The organism is Geothrix sp. SG200 (assembly GCF_022808935.1).
Classification (GTDB): domain Bacteria; phylum Acidobacteriota; class Holophagae; order Holophagales; family Holophagaceae; genus Geothrix; species Geothrix alkalitolerans.
In genome coordinates this window covers 150,591-165,804 of record NZ_JAKZFR010000008.1, presented here as the reverse complement: position 1 = coordinate 165,804, position 15,214 = coordinate 150,591, and the positions used below count along the sequence as shown (strand labels likewise).

16 protein-coding genes are annotated in these 15,214 nt (G+C 70.0%); 7 read left to right on the top strand and 9 right to left on the bottom strand.

The features are described from left to right. Positions 1 to 8: 8 nt before the first annotated feature. The 3 genes from ML539_RS15110 to ML539_RS15100 all read right to left on the bottom strand — a co-directional run bounded on the left by ML539_RS15110 (position 9) and on the right by ML539_RS15100 (position 1,181). Positions 9 to 335, bottom strand: a complete 327-nt coding sequence (locus ML539_RS15110; RefSeq protein ID WP_243325249.1) for a hypothetical protein — start codon at positions 333 to 335, stop codon at positions 9 to 11. 151 nt (positions 336 to 486) lie between these two features. Continuing rightward, on the bottom strand, positions 487 to 933 hold the full coding sequence (locus ML539_RS15105) for a DUF393 domain-containing protein (RefSeq protein WP_243325247.1): 447 nt from the start codon (positions 931 to 933) through the stop codon (positions 487 to 489). After that, positions 912 to 1,181: a TMEM165/GDT1 family protein gene (locus tag ML539_RS15100; RefSeq protein WP_243325245.1), complete on the bottom strand. Its 270-nt coding sequence runs from the start codon at positions 1,179 to 1,181 to the stop codon at positions 912 to 914. Before ML539_RS15100 ends, ML539_RS15105 begins: the two co-directional genes overlap by 22 nt. 55 nt (positions 1,182 to 1,236) lie before the next feature. Here ML539_RS15100 and ML539_RS15095 point away from each other — a divergent pair, with 55 nt between their 5' ends. Next, entirely contained in the window at positions 1,237 to 2,181 is a 945-nt protein-coding gene (locus ML539_RS15095) for a hypothetical protein (protein ID WP_243325242.1), read from the top strand. Between the two features lie 9 nt (positions 2,182 to 2,190). Here the strand turns inward: ML539_RS15095 and uvrA are convergent, their stop codons facing one another. Both uvrA and ML539_RS15085 read right to left on the bottom strand, forming a co-directional pair. After that, the gene (uvrA, locus tag ML539_RS15090) at positions 2,191 to 5,022 is read right to left on the bottom strand and encodes an excinuclease ABC subunit UvrA (protein WP_243325240.1); all 2,832 of its coding nucleotides are present in this window, start codon (positions 5,020 to 5,022) and stop codon (positions 2,191 to 2,193) included. 92 nt (positions 5,023 to 5,114) lie between these two features. Continuing rightward, positions 5,115 to 5,342 (bottom strand): ATP-binding cassette domain-containing protein, encoded by a 228-nt coding sequence (locus ML539_RS15085; RefSeq protein WP_243325238.1) that lies wholly within the window; start codon positions 5,340 to 5,342, stop codon positions 5,115 to 5,117. Positions 5,343 to 5,399: 57 nt separating this feature from the next. Here ML539_RS15085 and ML539_RS15080 point away from each other — a divergent pair, with 57 nt between their 5' ends. Beyond that, a complete protein-coding gene (locus ML539_RS15080; protein ID WP_243325237.1) occupies positions 5,400 to 6,311 on the top strand; it encodes a CHAD domain-containing protein in 912 nt (303 codons plus the stop codon). After that, positions 6,308 to 7,927: a HAMP domain-containing sensor histidine kinase gene (locus tag ML539_RS15075; protein ID WP_243325235.1), complete on the top strand. Its 1,620-nt coding sequence runs from the start codon at positions 6,308 to 6,310 to the stop codon at positions 7,925 to 7,927. Before ML539_RS15080 ends, ML539_RS15075 begins: the two co-directional genes overlap by 4 nt. Here ML539_RS15075 and ML539_RS15070 read toward each other — a convergent pair. Genes ML539_RS15070 through ML539_RS15055 form a run of 4 tightly spaced genes read right to left on the bottom strand, consistent with a single transcriptional unit; the run spans position 7,924 to position 11,637 of the window. Continuing rightward, on the bottom strand, positions 7,924 to 8,451 hold the full coding sequence (locus ML539_RS15070) for a GNAT family N-acetyltransferase (RefSeq protein WP_243325233.1): 528 nt from the start codon (positions 8,449 to 8,451) through the stop codon (positions 7,924 to 7,926). The two genes, ML539_RS15075 and ML539_RS15070, sit on opposite strands and share 4 nt — an antisense overlap. A gap of 17 nt (positions 8,452 to 8,468) precedes the next feature. After that, complete coding sequence (murI, locus tag ML539_RS15065; RefSeq protein ID WP_243325232.1) at positions 8,469 to 9,260, bottom strand: glutamate racemase; 792 nt, start codon at positions 9,258 to 9,260, stop codon at positions 8,469 to 8,471. After that, on the bottom strand, positions 9,257 to 10,138 hold the full coding sequence (locus ML539_RS15060; protein WP_243325231.1) for a 50S ribosomal protein L11 methyltransferase: 882 nt from the start codon (positions 10,136 to 10,138) through the stop codon (positions 9,257 to 9,259). The genes murI and ML539_RS15060 overlap by 4 nt, the downstream gene beginning before the upstream one ends. 23 nt (positions 10,139 to 10,161) lie before the next feature. Then, positions 10,162 to 11,637 carry a sigma-54 dependent transcriptional regulator gene (locus ML539_RS15055; protein ID WP_243325230.1) on the bottom strand — a complete coding sequence of 492 codons (1,476 nt, stop codon included), beginning with the start codon at positions 11,635 to 11,637 and terminating at the stop codon, positions 10,162 to 10,164. Positions 11,638 to 11,755: 118 nt separating this feature from the next. Between ML539_RS15055 and ML539_RS15050 the strand changes: the two genes are divergently transcribed. The 4 genes from ML539_RS15050 to ML539_RS15035 are packed head-to-tail and all read left to right on the top strand — an operon-like array spanning position 11,756 to position 15,207. Continuing rightward, positions 11,756 to 12,307 (top strand): thioredoxin family protein, encoded by a 552-nt coding sequence (locus tag ML539_RS15050; RefSeq protein WP_243325228.1) that lies wholly within the window; start codon positions 11,756 to 11,758, stop codon positions 12,305 to 12,307. Then, entirely contained in the window at positions 12,289 to 12,921 is a 633-nt protein-coding gene (locus ML539_RS15045; RefSeq protein WP_243325225.1) for a 2'-5' RNA ligase family protein, read from the top strand. The genes ML539_RS15050 and ML539_RS15045 overlap by 19 nt, the downstream gene beginning before the upstream one ends. 22 nt (positions 12,922 to 12,943) lie before the next feature. After that, the gene (locus tag ML539_RS15040) at positions 12,944 to 13,588 is read left to right on the top strand and encodes a hypothetical protein (RefSeq protein WP_243295412.1); all 645 of its coding nucleotides are present in this window, start codon (positions 12,944 to 12,946) and stop codon (positions 13,586 to 13,588) included. Further along, on the top strand, positions 13,588 to 15,207 hold the full coding sequence (locus ML539_RS15035; RefSeq protein WP_243325223.1) for an alkaline phosphatase family protein: 1,620 nt from the start codon (positions 13,588 to 13,590) through the stop codon (positions 15,205 to 15,207). The genes ML539_RS15040 and ML539_RS15035 overlap by 1 nt, the downstream gene beginning before the upstream one ends. Positions 15,208 to 15,214: the final 7 nt, after the last annotated feature.

Sequence of the window (15,214 nt, the reverse complement as noted above, 5' to 3'; positions counted from 1 at the left end):
TCGCCCCGCTACTTCTTGTCCGCGGGGGCGTCCTTCTTGGGGTCCTTGCTGCCGCAGGAGCCCTTGCCGCAGGAGCCGTCCTTCGACCCCTTCTTCGCCTTGGCGTCCTTGCTGCCGCAGGAGCCCTTGCCGCAGGAGCCCTCCTTGGCCTTCGCATCCTTGGCGGGGGCCTTGCCCGCGTCCTTGGCGTCCTTGGCGCCGCAACCGGCGGCGGTGCTGAGGGCGGCGTCCGCGCCGAAAGGTTCGACGGACGCGGCGCCCAGGGTGGCCGGCGCGCCGGCGACCAGGGAGCCCGCTGCGAACAGGGTGGCCGCCCCGATGAGTTTGGTGATCATGAATCCTCCTTGCGGCCAGGGCCGCGCCTGGGGCCGAGCGGCCCCGCTGGTGGGACGAAGTCCCTCCCCCGGTTTTGGGGGATTGGGACTGTGGTGCTGTCGTCAGCCTTTGGAGTGCCTGTCCGGGGGGCTTTGTGACACTTAAAAATTTCTATGGCTCGAACCGGTCATCTCCGGCCGGGGCGAGATCACAGGCAGTCCGGCGACGCCGGAGGCGGGCCGCCAGGCGATAGATCCCGTCCCGCAGCGGAACGGGCACCCAAGCCAGGGCGGCGGCCACCGCGGGCCAAGGCGATCCCAGCCGCCCCAGCAGGTGGAGGATGGCTCCCGAGCGGGACAGCACCGCGCCCTCGACCGTGAGGACCACCAGGCTGTCCGGCAGATCCCGGCGCGCCTCGGCGGGCACGGTCCGCCGGAAGGTCGGGCCGTCCAGGGGGGCGAAGCGGAGGCGCCCGAAGGTGTCGCGCCGGGCCGCGAAGCGCACCGCCCCCTGGCAGAGGCCGCAGCCACCGTCGTAGAAGACACGGGCCGGCCCCGGGTTCTGGCCCGGGTTCTGGCCCGGGTTCTGGCCCGGGCTCAGCCCTTGATCAGCACCCACAGGCCCACCCCGATGAAGGCCGCCCCCGCCACCCACCTGATGGCGGCCTCGGGAATGTACTTGAACAGCACGCCACCCAGGGCCACGCCGATGGCCGTGGCGCAGACAAGGGCGGCGCTGGCGGCCAGGAACACGGTCCAGATCTGCCCACTGCGCACCGTCGCCGTCATGGCCGCGAGCTGCGTCTTGTCGCCCACCTCGGCGAGGAAGACGGTGGCGAAGGTGGTCCAGAAGAGGGAGCGGTTCATGAGTCCTCGCAGATCGTGACGAAGGATCATGGTACCGGACTGCCATACTGATCGGATGGTGCTCGACCACTTCGACCTTCCCACGACCTACGTGGATACGCCCGAGAAGCTCCAGGAGGCGCTGCCCCTGTGGCACGCGGCGGGTGTGCTGTCGGTGGACATCGAGTGCAGCCTCACGGGCATGCACCACTGCCTGCTCGCGCTGCTGCAGGTGGCCACCCACGATCAGGCCTGGCTGGTGGATCCGATCCCCCTCGGTGGCCTCATGCGACCGGCCCTGCAGGCCATGGCCCAGGTGCCCTGGATCGTCCACGACTTCTCCGGGGACGGCATCGTGTTCAAGCGCCTCTACGACGTGGTGCCCGCCAGCATCTTCGACACCATGCTGCTCTCCCGCGCCCTGGGCTACCCCCAGCCCGGCCTCAAGACCATGGCCAAGCTCAAGCTCGGCCTGGACATCCCCAAGGAGGAGCAGGATTCCAACTGGATGCTGCGCCCCCTGCGGGACACGCAGATCAGCTACGCCAGCCGGGACGCGGCCCTGCTGCTGCCCCTGCTGCGCATCCTGGCCGACGAGGCCGACGCCAAGCGGGATCACCCGGAGATCGGACCGCGCCTGGCGGCCCTGCCCAAGGAGATGCGCCACCTGCTGAAGCGGGTGCGGGCCTATGCCCCCCCCAAGCACGACCCGGTGGTGGAGAAGGTGAAGCACCTGGGCGACCTGGCGGTGGAACGCGCCCGGAAGCTCACGGCCCTGCGCTGGGCCTGGGGCAACGAAGGGGACGTGGCCGCCGTCATGGAGCTTGGCAACCGATGGCTCATGGCCCGCCTGGAGCACCCGCCCGCCACCAAGGAAGCCCTGGAGCGCACCATTCCCAACCCGCGCTTCCGCCGCAAGCGGCTGGACGCCCTCTGGGCCGTGTTCGAGGAGGGCGCCCACCAGGCGGTGGAGAACGGCGACGCCTCCGACGAGATCATCTGGGCGAGCGGGCGGCGCTGAGGCCGGCGTCTACTTCAGATACGGCGCCAGGTACTTCCCCGTCACGCTGACCTTCCGCTTGGCGATGTCCTCGGGGGTGCCCACGGCGATGACGCGGCCGCCCTCGCCGCCGCCCTCGGGGCCCAGGTCCAGGACCCAGTCGGCGGTCTTGATGACGTCGAGGTTGTGCTCGATGACGATGACGGTGTTGCCCGTCTCCACGAGGCGGTTGACCACCTCCAGCAGCTTCTGGATGTCCTTGAGGTGCAGGCCCGTGGTGGGCTCGTCCAGGATGTAGACCGTGCGGCCCGTGGGGCGCTTGCTCAGTTCCTTGGCCAGCTTCACGCGCTGGGCCTCGCCGCCCGAGAGCGTGGTGGCGCTCTGGCCCAGGCGCACGTAGCCCAGGCCCACGTCCACGAGGGTCTGCAGCTTGTTGGCCAGCACGGGAATGGGCGCGAAGAGCTCCAGCGCCTCCTCCACGGTCATGTCCAGCACCTCGGAGATGCTCTTGCCCTTGTAGTGGATCTCCAGGGTCTCGCGGTTGTAGCGCTTGCCCTTGCACTGCTCGCAGGTGACGTAGACGTCCGGGAGGAAGTGCATCTCGATCTTGAGGACGCCGGCGCCCTCGCACTTCTCGCAGCGGCCGCCCTTCACGTTGAAGCTGTAGCGGCCCGGCGCGTAGCCGCGGGCCTTGCTCTCCGGCAGCTGGGCGAACAGCTCGCGCAGCGGCGTAAAGAGCCCGGTGTAGGTGGCGGGGTTGCTTCTAGGCGTGCGGCCGATGGGCGCCTGGTCGATGTCGATGACCTTGTCCACGGCCTCGAGGCCCTTGATGGCCTTGTGCTTGCCGACGATGTGGACGCCCTGGTGCAGCTGGTTGGCCAGGGCCTTGTAGAGGATCTCGTTCACCAGGGTGCTCTTGCCCGATCCCGAGACGCCCGTGACGCAGGTGAAGAGGCCGATGGGGAAGTCCGCGTCCACCTGCTTGAGGTTGTTCTCCTCGGCCCCCACCACGGAGAGCTGGCCGCGCTTGGCCTTGCGGCGGGTCCTGGGCACGGGGATGGTGTCGCGGCCCGACAGGAAGTCGCCCGTGATGGATCCCGGCGTGCGGCTGATGTCCTCCGGCGTGCCCTGGGCCACCACGAGGCCGCCGTGCTCGCCGGCGCCGGGGCCCATGTCCACCACGTGATCGGCCGCGAGGATGGTCTCCAGGTCGTGCTCCACCACCAGGACCGTGTTGCCCAGGTCCCGCATCTCCTTGAGGGTGCGGATGAGCTGCAGGTTGTCCCGTTGGTGGAGGCCGATGCTGGGCTCATCCAGCACGTAGAGCACGCCCTGGAGCTTGCTGCCGATCTGCGTGGCCAGGCGGATGCGCTGGCCCTCGCCGCCCGAAAGCGTGGCCGCGCTGCGGTCCAGGGTGAGGTAGCCCAGGCCCACGTCGTCCAGGAAGCCCAGACGCTCGCGGATCTCCTTCAGCACCTTCTCGGCGATGACAGCGTCCTTGCCCTCCAGGGCCAGGTCGGCGAACCAGGTCCGGGCCTCGCGCACGCTCTGGGTCACGACCTGGGCGATGTTCAGGCCGCTCACGTAGACCGCCAGAACCTCCGGCCGGAGGCGCTGCCCTTCGCAGGCCTCGCAGGGGATGACCTGCATGGACTCCTCGAGCTCCGCCTGGATCTCCTCGCTGGTGGTCTCCCGGTAGCGGCGCTCCAGGTTGCCGATGATGCCCTCGAAGTGGTGCACGAAGTCGTAGCGGCTCTTCTTGCCCTCGTAGGTGAACCGCATCTCCTTCTCGGTGCCGTGGAGGAGCAGGCGGCGGATGTCCGCGGGCAGCTTCTTCCAGGGGGTGTCGAGGCTGAACTTCAGCTTCCGGGCCAGCTGGTCCAGCATCTGGGAGCGCCAGCCGTCGTCGCTCACGCTCTTCCAGCCGCTGGCCTGGATGGCGCCCGCGTTGATGGAGAGGGCCGGGTTGGGGACGATCAGCTCCTCGGCGAACTGGCGCTTGAAGCCCAGGCCGTCGCAGGTGGGGCAGGCGCCGTAGGGCGTGTTGAAGGAGAAGGAGCGCGGCTCCAGCTCCGGCAGCCCCAGCCCGAACTTCGCGCACTTCGCGTTGTTGCAGGCCAGCTTGCTGGAGAAGAGCCGCTCGGTGCCGTCCAGGTCCACCAGGGCCGATCCCTCGGCGAGGTTGCAGGCGATCTCCAGGCTGTCCGCCAGCCGCGACTGGATGGCGGGGCTCACCTTCAGGCGGTCGATGACCACCTCCAGCGTGTGCTTCTTCTGCTTGTCCAGGTCGGGGATGCCCTCGGTGAGGTCGAGCATCTGGCCGTTGACGCGGGCCCGGATGTAACCGCGCTTCATGAGGTCCTGGAGCAGCTTCTTGTACTCGCCCTTCCGGCCCCGCACGACGGGGGCCAGGATCTGCAGCTTCGTCCCCTCGGGCTTCGCCAGGATCTGGTCCGCCATCTCCTGGATGGTCTGGCTGGCGATGGCCTCGCCGCAGGCCACGCAGGTGGGCCGGCCCGTGCGGGCGAAGAGCAGGCGCAGGTAGTCGTAGATCTCCGTCACCGTGGCCACGGTGGAGCGGGGGTTCTTGCTGGTGGTCTTCTGCTCGATGGAGATGGCCGGGGAGAGGCCGTCGATGCTGTCCACATCGGGCTTTTCCATCTGGTCGAGAAACTGCCGCGCGTAGGCCGAGAGGCTCTCGACGTAGCGGCGCTGGCCTTCCGCGTACAGGGTGTCGAAGGCCAGGCTGGACTTGCCCGAGCCCGACAGGCCCGTGATCACCACCAGCTGGTTGCGCGGCAGCGAGAGATCCAAGTTCTTGAGGTTGTGCTCCCTCGCGCCCTTGATGTGAATGTGTTCCATGGCAGCAACCTGACTTCCTGAATGATCAATCGTTGGGCTTCTCCACTCCGTCTATCGGACAGCGCCCCGCGCTGTCCTCCTGCTCCCGCGCCCTAGGGCGCGATCGCAGAGACGGAGCCTCGGTCCAGGAACTGCCGCGCGTAGGCCGAGAGGCTCTCCACGTAGCGGCGCTGGCCTTCGGCATAGAGGGTGTCGAAGGCCAGGCTGGACTTGCCCGAGCCCGACAGGCCCGTGATCACCACCAGCTGATTGCGCGGCAGGGACAAATCGAGGTTCTTGAGGTTGTGCTCCCTGGCGCCCTTGATGTGGATGTGTTCCATAGGCCTCCCAGTTTACGCCATTTTTTCGCTTTCGCGGAGTGCGTCTAGAATCGTCTGATGCATCCGGCCGAGCTGGCGATCCTGCTCCACCGCGCCCTGGAGGTGCGGCTGGCGGCGCTCCAGGCGCTCCTGGCCGTCGAGGGGTGGGCCTCGGAGGAAGAGCCCCTGCACCAGGTGCGCGTGGCGACCCGGCGCCTGGGGGCCGTGCTCGACCTGCTGGACCCCGAGGCCTACCCCGGCCACAAGCGGCAGCGGCGGGCCCTGAAGCGGCTCGTGGACACCCTGGGCCTCCCCCGGGAGCTGGATGTCCACGCCGCCTGGCTGGAGACGCGCCGGCACACCGCCTCGGACCCCGTCCAGGTTGCCGTGATCGAGCACCTGCAGGAGCGGGTGGACCGGGCCCGGACCCGAGCCCGGCGGACCATGCACCGGGAGCTGGAGGACTTGCGCCTGCCGGATCTGGACCGGCTCCTGGAGGTGCCGAGCCTTCCGGCCCCCTTCCAGCGGGCCTCCCTGCAGGAGGCCGCCTGGGCCTGCCTCGCGCCCCGCGCCGAAACCGCCCTCGGAGGCCTGACAGCCCTGGCCGCCCTCGAGGACGCCCCCGCCCTCCACAAGGCCCGCATCCGCATCAAGAAGCTGCGCTACACCGTGGAAGCCCTGGAGGGGGCCTTCTCGGCCCTGCCCGAGTCCGTGCTCAAGGATCTGCGGGCGCTCCAGACCATCCTGGGGGAGTACCACGACCTCGCGGCCCTGGAGACCCTGCTGAGGGCGGAGGAGGAACAGCTTCAGACCCGAGGCCGTCACCTCCTGGCGAGTGGCGTGAGGGCCCTGCTGGAGGAGACCGGCCGCCTGCGGGAGGCCGCCTTTGACCGCTTCAAGGCCTTCGCCGGAAGCCAGGGCCCCGCCGCCTTCGCTGGGGCCGTGCGCCCGGCCCTGGGCCTGCCTGGGCTGGAGGGAACGCACCCATGAGCTTCTGGCGCGTGAGGATCCGCCCCCTGGCCTGGCTGCGCAGTGTGCACGCCAAGCTGTTCCTGCTGCTGGGCCTCGTCACCAGCGTGCTCACCGTGGCGGTGGCCTACTCCATCACCCGCAACAGTCGCCGCGAGCTGGAGAGCTATTCCCGCCAGCTCACCATCGACACCGCGGGCACGGTGGAGACGGACATCGTGGAGCGGGATCCCTCCTTCCGGGACGCGGACAAGCTCGACCAGCTGCTGGAGAGCATCGCGGGCCCCGACCGCAGCATCTTCCAGATTGATGTCTTCAGGCGGGTGGGCAGGAGCAACGAGGTGGAGCTGGTGCGCTCCTCCGGGGACGAGGCGACCGTGGAATGGGGGCCGGAAATCGGCTCCTATCTGACGCTCACCAAACCCCAGGCGGAGCTGGTGGACCTGAACACCGGCGGGCGGGCCTGGAAGGTCTACCAGCCCATCCGCCTTCACCGGCCCGGCCAGCCAACCCTGGGCCTCATCCGGGTCTACTGCGACCTGGAGCGCTGGGAGGTGGTCTGGGACGCCAACCTCAAGCGGACCTACCGCACCCTTCCGGGGGTCCTGCTCGGCGAATTCATCCTCCTCTGGCTCATCCTGCGGGTGCTCATCAGCGATCCCATCGAGGCCACCGTCCTGGCCATGGAGCAGCTGGAGCGGGGCGAGTCCGGGGCCCGCATCCCGATCCGGCGCAGCGACGAGCTGGGCCTGATCGCGGCCCAGTTCAACGGCATGGCGGTCCAGCTCCAGCGGGCCGGCGAGGAACGCGAATCCCTCATCCGCGAGATCCGCGGCCTCAACGCCAACCTCCAGGACCGCATCGACGCCGCCCTGTCAGAGCTCCAGGCCAAGAACGTCGAGCTGGCCGCCATGGCCGAGCGCAACGCCCTCCTGCGGGAGGAGCTGGGCGGCCAGGAGCGCCTGGCGGTGGCGGGCCAGCTGGCGGCCACCTTCGCGCATGAGGTGGGCACCCCGCTCAACCTGGTGAATGGCCACCTGCAGCTCATGGAGGGCCAGAAGGACCTGCCCGACAAGGTGCGCGAGCGCCTCGGCGTCATCCAGGCCCAGATCCAGCGCGTGAGCGGCATCGTCCGCCGCATGCTCGACCTCACCCGCCGGCCCCAGCTGCACCAGGTGGCCCAGGCGTTCGGGGAGCTGCTGGAGGACCTCCATCAGCTTTGGGCGCCTACCCTCACCTCGCATGGCATCACCTTGGACGTCGACCTGCCCGCCGGCTGCCGCCTGAATGTGGACCGCAAGCAGATGGAGCAGCTCTTCCTGAACCTCATGAAAAACGCCGTGGACGCGATGCCCGGGGGCGGCGCGATCAGGGTGTCCGCCAGGCCCGCCGAAGAGAGCACGCCCAACGGCCTGTGGTGGGAGATCCGCTTCCAGGACACGGGCCAGGGGATCCCCGCCGAGCTCCTGAGCCAGGTCTTCCGCCCCATGTTCACCACCAAGCCCGAAGGCAAGGGCACGGGCCTGGGACTCAGCATCTGCCGCGAGATCGTCCGCGGCCACGGCGGCGACATCCGCATCGACAGCGTGGAGGGGAAGGGCACCTGCGTGGTGTTTACCCTTCCGGGCGCGGCCTAAGCGTTCAGACGGAGCCTGAACCCGAAGACCGGCAGCGCGCCCTGCATGAAGTCGAGGTCCTGCGAGCGCTCGAATCCCATCCGCTCGTAGAGCCCCCACGCGATCCCCATGGCCTCGGTCGTGTGCAGGACCACCTCGGCGTGCCCCCGCTCTCTCGCCAACCCGATGCAGGCCTGGGTGAGGGCCCGGCCGATCCCCATGCCCCGGAACTTCGGGCCCACGCCGAGCAGGCGGATGCCAGAGGCGTTCGTGACCGCCGTGGCGGTTCCGCCGGAGCCGTACTCAGCCATGTCCCCGAAATAGACGACACCGCCCAACAGCTCGCCCGAGGACGAGACGGCCACGAGCACCTTGGCGTCCTTCCTGTCCGCGAATTCTCCAATCCGGGCCAGCATCGCGTAGTAGCCGGGCTGCTCTTCCGGCGTGGGGAAGCCCGCCAGGCCCGAATAGACCTCGACCATCAGCCGGCCGAGCCGTTCGGACTCGTCTTCCCGGAGCTCACGGATGCACAGGTCCTGGTCCATCCCCGCCCTCCCCGCCGTCAGATGTCCACCACTTCCACGTCCCCCAGCGCCTCTTCCAGGAAGCGGCTTCCCACCTCCTTCAGGCGGCTGCTGGCGTCCGTGAGCTGGACGCGGAGGCTGCCTCGGGCGCTTTGCGTGCGGTAGCCCAGGCTGCCCTGGAGCAGGCGGTCCACCACCTTGGCGGTGACCCGGCCGCTGTCGATCCAGTGGGTGCCAGGGCGGCAGCGCTCCAGGCTGGGCAGCAGGGTGGGGTAGTGGGTGCAGCCCAGCACCACGGTCTTCACATCGGATGGCAGCAGGTCCAGGTAGCGGCGGCAGACGCTGTCGGTGACGGGATCGTCGAACCAGCCCTCTTCCGCCAGGGGCACCAGCAGGGGGCAGGCCACGCTGTGGATGATTTTTACCGGGTCCCGGCGGCGGATGGCCGCCTCGTAGGCCCCGCTGCCCACGGTGGCCAGGGTGCCGATGACGCCCACAGCGCCGGGTGCCTCCGCCGCGGCCTCCGCGCCGGGCTCGATGACCCCGATGACCGGGCAGGGGCTCACGGCCTGGAGGGCGGGCAGGCCATGGGCGCTGGCCGTGTTGCAGGCGATGACGATGAGCTTGGGGTCGTGGCGCTGGAGCAGCTCGCCCATTTGGAGCGTGTAGCGCTCGATGGTGTGGTGGCTCTTGCTGCCGTAGGGCAGCCGCGCCGTGTCGCCCAGGTAGATCAGCTCCTCCTGGGGCACGAGCTGGCGGAGGGCGTGGATGACCGTCAGGCCCCCGATGCCCGAGTCGAAGACGCCAATCGGGCGATCCGCACGGCTCATGAAGGTTCCCGCGTCGCCAGCACCGCGATCCACTCGCCTTCCTTCAGCACCTTCTCCGGCTTGAAGCCGTGCGAGACGAGGCTCACCAGGGCCTCGTCCGTGCGCTCGGCCAGGATGCCGCTGGCCACGAGCCAGCCGCCGGGGGCGGCCACCTCCGCCATGCGGGGCAGCAGCTCCTGGATGGTCTCCAGCAGGATGTTGGCCAGGAGGCCCGCGTAGGGGCCCTGCACCTGCGGGTGGTCCAGGGTGCCTACGAAGCTCTCGTAGGGCCGGATTCCGGCTGCCATCCCCTTCAGCAGGTGGGCGTTCAGCTCCATCAGCTCGGTCATGGCGGGACCGCAGTCGGGATCGATGTCGAAGGCCGTGAGGCCGCGCCCGCCCAGCAGGAAGGCCGCCAGGGAGAGGATGCCCGTGCCCGCGCCGATGTCGAGCACCGGCCCCTTCAGGCGGCCCGCGGCGGCCAGCTCCTCCAGCAGCTCCATGCAGAGGCGCGTGGTCTCGTGCCCGCCGGTGCCGAAGGCGAGGCCCGGGTTCACCACCAGGTCCAGGCGATCCGCCGGACCGGGCGCCGCGTCCCAGAGGGGCCGCACGTGGAAGCGCGTGCCCACCTCGAAGGCGCCGAAGCCCTCCCGGCTCTTGGCCAGCCAGTCCTCGTCGCCGAAGGCCTCGGCCTCCAGCAGGCGCACACCGGGGAAGGCCGCCAGGCCCGCCGCATCCGGCGGCTTCTGGTCCGGGGGGAAATAGGCGAAGCAGGCCCGCGGCGGATCGGCCTCGCGGTAGAAGGCAGAGGATCCCCGCTCCTCCAGCCAGGCGCAGAGCGCCTCTTCCTGGGGGTCGGGCACCTCCAGCTTCCACCTCAGATGCGTCGCGTCCGTCATGCCCTCAGGTTAACAGGGGCGCCTCAGGCCTCCGCTTCGGCCCCGTCCGCATCCTCCAGATCCAGCCGCTTCATCTTTTCCAGGAAGGTCGTGCGCTTCAGGCCCAGCAGGTCGGCCGCGCGCTTCTTGTTGCCCCGGGTGATGGCGAGGCTCTGGAGCATGAGGGTCTTCTCCATGTCCGACACCACCTGGTTCAGGTCCATGCCCTCGGGCGGCAGGTCCACCCCGAAGGCCGCCGCCGGGGGCGGGAACGAGGCCGAGGCCGGAGGTACGAAGGCTGGGGGCACGAAGGCCGGAGGTACGAAGGTGGCCGGCACCACGTTCGGGGCCGGCGGTTCGGCGCCATTCGAAGGCAGCCCCATCCGGTCCGCGAGGAAGGTGAAGTCCTCCCGCGTGAGCACCGGCCGGGTGCCCGAGAGCACGATGGCCCGCTCGATGGCGTTCTCCAGCTGACGCACGTTGCCGGGCCAGGGCAGGGACATCAGCAGGGGATCCACGCTGGGATGCAATGCTTTGGGATAGAGGCGGTGCTCGCGGGCCTTGCGGTTGAGGAAGTGCTGGGCCAGGAAGGGGATCTCCTCCACCCTCGTCCGCAGGGGCGGCATGAGGATGGGCACCACTTCCAGGCGATAGAACAGGTCCTCGCGGAAGCTGCCGTCCTGCACCTTCTTCCACAGGTCCACGTTGGAGGCCGTCACCACCCGCAGGTCCACCTTCACGGGTGCGCCGCCGCCCAGGGGTTGCACCTCGCGTTCCTGGAGCACCCGCAGGAGGCGCACCTGGGCCGCCAGGGGCATGGTCCCGACTTCATCGAGAAAAATGGTCCCGCCCTGGGCTTCGCGGAACTTGCCGGGCGTGTCCTTTCGGGCATCCGTGAAGGCGCCCTTGTTGTAGCCGAAGAGCTCCGACTCCAGGAGGTTCTCGGGGATGGCGCCGCAGTGCACGGCCACGAAGGGCTCCGCGGCATCGGCGCTCATGCGGTGGATGGCCCGGGCGATGACCTCCTTGCCCGTGCCGCTCTCCCCCAGCAGAAGGACCGTGGCCCGCGTGGCGGCGGCGTTGCGGGCCCGGGCCAGCACCTCCTGCATGGCGGGGCTGGTGCCGATGAGGCCGAAGGCCAGGGCCTGGGAGGCACTGAGCTGCGTGGTGTTGCCCGAGCGCGGCCGCAGGCCCGGCATGGGCGGCTCGGGGCCCAGCAGGCCCCAGCGCACGCTGCCCAGGGCGCCCCACTCGGCGAGGGCCTTGGAATCCATGGGCGGCGCATCCGGCTTCAAGCCGAGGAGGATGGGCAGGGCCATCACCTCGGCCATGAGGCGCGTCATCTCCGGCGGCGGCCAGGCGCCCTTGGCGCTGATCACCCACAGGTCCGTATCCCTGGGCGGCAGGGCCGGCGAGGAGCTGTGGTCCACCGTCACATCCCAAAGGCCCGCCCACCGATGCTCCAGCCCCCCCGTGTCTTCGCCGAGGGTGGACCAGTGAAGGCGCGGCAGCTGGGTCATGGGCTCCTGGGTTGGATTCAGCCTAGAGGCAGGGAACGCCGGGTCAAGTCAAAAAAATGACCTCGGCATGGTCTGCTTGCCCCTGGGCGTACATTGGAGGAGCACCCCGGAGGTCCCCATGGCCCTGACGGAATCCACCATGGTCCCGCTCGGCACAACCTGTCCGGACTTCACGCTGCCCGGGGTGGACGGGCGGCTCTGGTCGCTGCGCGACTTCCACTGCCCCGCCCTGCTGGTGGTGGTCATGTGCAACCACTGCCCCTACGTCCAGGCCGTGGACGACCGCCTCAACGCGCTGGCGAAGGCCTACCAGGGGCGCTGCGCGGTGGTGGGGATCAATGCCAACGACGCGGAGACCTACCCGGAGGACAGCTTCGAGGCCATGCGGGCCCGGTCGGCGGCCAAGGGCTACGTCTTCCCCTACCTCTGGGACGAGGAGCAGGCGGTGGCACGCAGCTTCGGCGCCGTGTGCACGCCGGACTTCTTCCTCTACGACCAGCACCGCCACCTGGTCTACCGCGGCCGCCTGGACGACAACTGGAAGGACGCGGCCCACGTGACCCGGCGGGAGCTGAAGGCCGCCATCGACCGCGTGCTGGCGGGCCAGGAGCCCCTGGAGGTCCAGCATCCGAGCATGGGGTGCAGCATCAAATGGCGGAATCATCGCTGAGGCTCTTCTTCGCCCTGCCGCTCCCGCCAGTGCTGCAGGCATCCCTGGGGCGCTGGCAGGCCGCACACCCGGGGATCGACCGCTGGTCCCGACCGGAGGGCCTGCACCTGACCCTGGCCTTCCTGGGCGAGCGCCCGATGGAAGGCCTGTCCGCTCTGGAAGCCCTTGGCGCCGAGGTCGCCGGCCGCCATCGGGCCTTCCTCCTGGCCACGGCCGGGCTGGGCACCTTCCCTGCAGACGTGATGCCTGGGCTTGGCTCAGGCATCACGTGGGGGTCAAAGGGGGGACGCAGAGTGAGCCTTGGCGAGCGGGCGGTCCCCCCTTTCATGGCAGGCCCCCGGGCGCGGGTGCTCTGGCTGGCGCTGGCTCCCAGCCCCGCCCTCGAGGCCCTGGCCGCGGACCTGCGCGGAGCCCTGGCGGCGGCGGGCGAGGCCTTCGACGCCAAACCCTTCCGGGCGCACCTCACGCTGGCGCGGCTCCGGCGGCCCCGGCCCCTGGGGGGGGTCGACGCGCCACCTCCCGTCAGCTTCACGGCGGATCGGCTGGTGCTTTTCGAGAGCGGCCCGCAGGGAAGTTACACGCCCCTGCGGGCCTGGAATCTGCGGACGGTATGATCGAGGTTTTGCCGGAGCCCCGATGCGCCTTGCCGTCCTGCCCGCCCTGCTTGCCACCGCCCTGCCCCTCTCGGCCCAGTGGGACCTGCGCCTGGAGTTGCCGCGGCCCTCGGGCCAGAACCTGCCCCAGACCCTGATCTCGGGCACGGGCCAGCTGGTGGCCGGGGACTTCGACACGGGCAAGGGCTTCATCGCCACCGTGAACCACCAGATCTTCCAGGTGGGCCCCCTGCTGAAGCTGGAGGGCGGCCTGGAATACTCGCAGTTCAAGGCGGACGGCAGCCTGGCCACGGGCACCACCGCCCAGGGCACCGCCCTGAAGCAGCAGGGCGTGGGGGTGGGTCTCAACGCTCAGGTGTGGGTGCCCTTCGTGGGCCTGGCCGGCGAGATTGGCCTCATCCAGCGCTTCCAGCGCTACACCGTGGACACGGCGGGGGCTTCCAGCGCCAAGGACCTAAGCCGCACCTGGCTGCGGGTGGGGGCCCGCTGGCGCATTCCCAGCGTGCTGGTCCATCCCTATCTGGCCGCCAGCTACCAGCAGCCGGTCAGCAAGGATCATCCGGTGCAGCTCGGCAGCGCCTCGGACCTGGGCGCCTACTTCACCGCCCAGGGCAGCGGCCAGGAGTTCGAGCGGATGTGGACCTTCGGCGTGGGAGTGACCTTCTGATGCGGCGACTGCCCAATCTCGCCGGCATCCTGGCCGCGACCCTCACCCTTACGCTCACCGCCGCCGAGCGCCCCCGGCTGGTGGTGGCCGTCTCCGTGGACCAGCTCTCCGCCGAGCTGATGCAGACCTACGGGCCCGAGCTGACCGGCGGCCTGGCCCGCCTCATGCGCGAAGGGACTTATTTCACCGAGGCCTACCACGACCACGGTTTCACCGAGACCGGTCCGGGCCACTCCGTGCTGCTGTCGGGCCGGTTCCCGGCGCACACGGGCATCGTCGAGAACCGCTGGTTCGAGCGCGCGTCCGGCCGCTTCGTCTACTGCGTGGAGAACGGGGAGGGCGGCGGCTCCGCCACCTCCACCAACGCGCGCTTCCTGGGCGAGACGCTGGGCGACTGGCTCCAGGCCCAGGCCCCCGGCAGCCGCGCCTTCTCGGTGTCGGGCAAGGACCGCGCGGCCATCCTCATGGCGGGCCGCCGGCCCACGGCGGTCTACTGGTTCTCCGGAACCGCCGGCTTCATCACGTCTCCGGCCTACGCCGAGCGGCTCCCCGCGTGGATGATGACCTTCGACGCTGGCCTGAAGGAGCGCTTCGCCACGCGCAGCTGGCTTTGGAGGAAGGAGCCGTCGACCCCCGAAGGCCGCGTGGCCACCTGGACCTTCCCCGGCCAGGTCATCCGCAATGGCGCCCTGCCCCGCCTCGTCCAGGGCGCGGGCATGCCCCTCGACAAGCGCTTCGAGACCCGGTTCCGCAAGTCGCCCTTCCTCGATGAGGTCACCCTGGAGGCTGCGGAAACCCTGATGGAGGCGGAGCACCTGGGCCGGGGCCCGGCCACGGACCTGCTGACCGTGAGCTTCTCGGCCACGGACTACATCGGCCACAGCTACGGGATCCTGGGCACGGAGATGCGCGACCAGATCCATCGCCTGGACCGCACCCTGGCCCGGCTGCTGGAGGCCGTGCGGCGCCGGGACCCGGGCGCCTGGGTGGTGCTCTGCGCCGATCACGGCGGCATGGACATTCCCGAGGCCCTGTCCGACAACGGGTTCCCCGCCCGGCGCATCGATGTGCCCGCCTTCCTGAAGGAACTCCGGGAGGCGCTGAAGGCCGCCTTCAAGGTGGACGCCGACCTCGTGGAGGACTCGCCCGAGCCGAACGATCTCTACCTGCGGGAGGCTGCCCTCAAGGCCGCCGGGCTGGACCGGAAGGCCGTGATTGCGAAGGTCCAGGCCTGGCTGCGTGCCCGGCCCGAGGTGGCCGACGCCTTCACCGCCGAGGAGCTGGCCGTCACGGATCCTGCTGCCACGGGCAGCCCGCGGGACTCCAGCCTCCGCGTCCTCCTGCGTCGCAGCTTCGCCGCCGGGCGCAGCGGCGACGTGCTCGTGGCCTTCAAGCCCTGGACGGTCTTCGGCGTGCCCCCCACGGAATGGCCCACGGGCCATGGGACCCCCTATGCCTATGACCGGCGGGTCCCGCTGATCTTCTGGGGCCCCTGGAAGGCCGGCGAGCGACCCGAGCCCGTCCGCACCGTCGACCTCGCCCCCACCCTCGCCCGGGAACTGGGCCTGAAGCCCGGCCCCGTGGACGGCCGGGCGCTGGACCTGCTGCCGAGGCGCTAGGATTCCG

What these genes read in the sequence shown, in the direction of transcription:
- ML539_RS15110 (WP_243325249.1), bottom strand. Translation starts at nt 335, where the DNA reads ATGATCACCAAACTCATCGGGGCGGCCACCCTGTTCGCAGCGGGCTCC.
- ML539_RS15100 (WP_243325245.1), bottom strand. Translation starts at nt 1,181, where the DNA reads ATGAACCGCTCCCTCTTCTGGACCACCTTCGCCACCGTCTTCCTCGCC.
- ML539_RS15095 (WP_243325242.1), top strand. Translation starts at nt 1,237, where the DNA reads ATGGTGCTCGACCACTTCGACCTTCCCACGACCTACGTGGATACGCCC.
- uvrA (WP_243325240.1), bottom strand. Translation starts at nt 5,022, where the DNA reads ATGGAACACATTCACATCAAGGGCGCGAGGGAGCACAACCTCAAGAAC.
- ML539_RS15085 (WP_243325238.1), bottom strand. Translation starts at nt 5,342, where the DNA reads ATGGAACACATCCACATCAAGGGCGCCAGGGAGCACAACCTCAAGAAC.
- ML539_RS15080 (WP_243325237.1), top strand. Translation starts at nt 5,400, where the DNA reads ATGCATCCGGCCGAGCTGGCGATCCTGCTCCACCGCGCCCTGGAGGTG.
- ML539_RS15075 (WP_243325235.1), top strand. Translation starts at nt 6,308, where the DNA reads ATGAGCTTCTGGCGCGTGAGGATCCGCCCCCTGGCCTGGCTGCGCAGT.
- ML539_RS15070 (WP_243325233.1), bottom strand. Translation starts at nt 8,451, where the DNA reads ATGGACCAGGACCTGTGCATCCGTGAGCTCCGGGAAGACGAGTCCGAA.
- murI (WP_243325232.1), bottom strand. Translation starts at nt 9,260, where the DNA reads ATGAGCCGTGCGGATCGCCCGATTGGCGTCTTCGACTCGGGCATCGGG.
- ML539_RS15060 (WP_243325231.1), bottom strand. Translation starts at nt 10,138, where the DNA reads ATGACGGACGCGACGCATCTGAGGTGGAAGCTGGAGGTGCCCGACCCC.
- ML539_RS15055 (WP_243325230.1), bottom strand. Translation starts at nt 11,637, where the DNA reads ATGACCCAGCTGCCGCGCCTTCACTGGTCCACCCTCGGCGAAGACACG.
- ML539_RS15050 (WP_243325228.1), top strand. Translation starts at nt 11,756, where the DNA reads ATGGCCCTGACGGAATCCACCATGGTCCCGCTCGGCACAACCTGTCCG.
- ML539_RS15045 (WP_243325225.1), top strand. Translation starts at nt 12,289, where the DNA reads ATGGCGGAATCATCGCTGAGGCTCTTCTTCGCCCTGCCGCTCCCGCCA.
- ML539_RS15040 (WP_243295412.1), top strand. Translation starts at nt 12,944, where the DNA reads ATGCGCCTTGCCGTCCTGCCCGCCCTGCTTGCCACCGCCCTGCCCCTC.
- ML539_RS15035 (WP_243325223.1), top strand. Translation starts at nt 13,588, where the DNA reads ATGCGGCGACTGCCCAATCTCGCCGGCATCCTGGCCGCGACCCTCACC.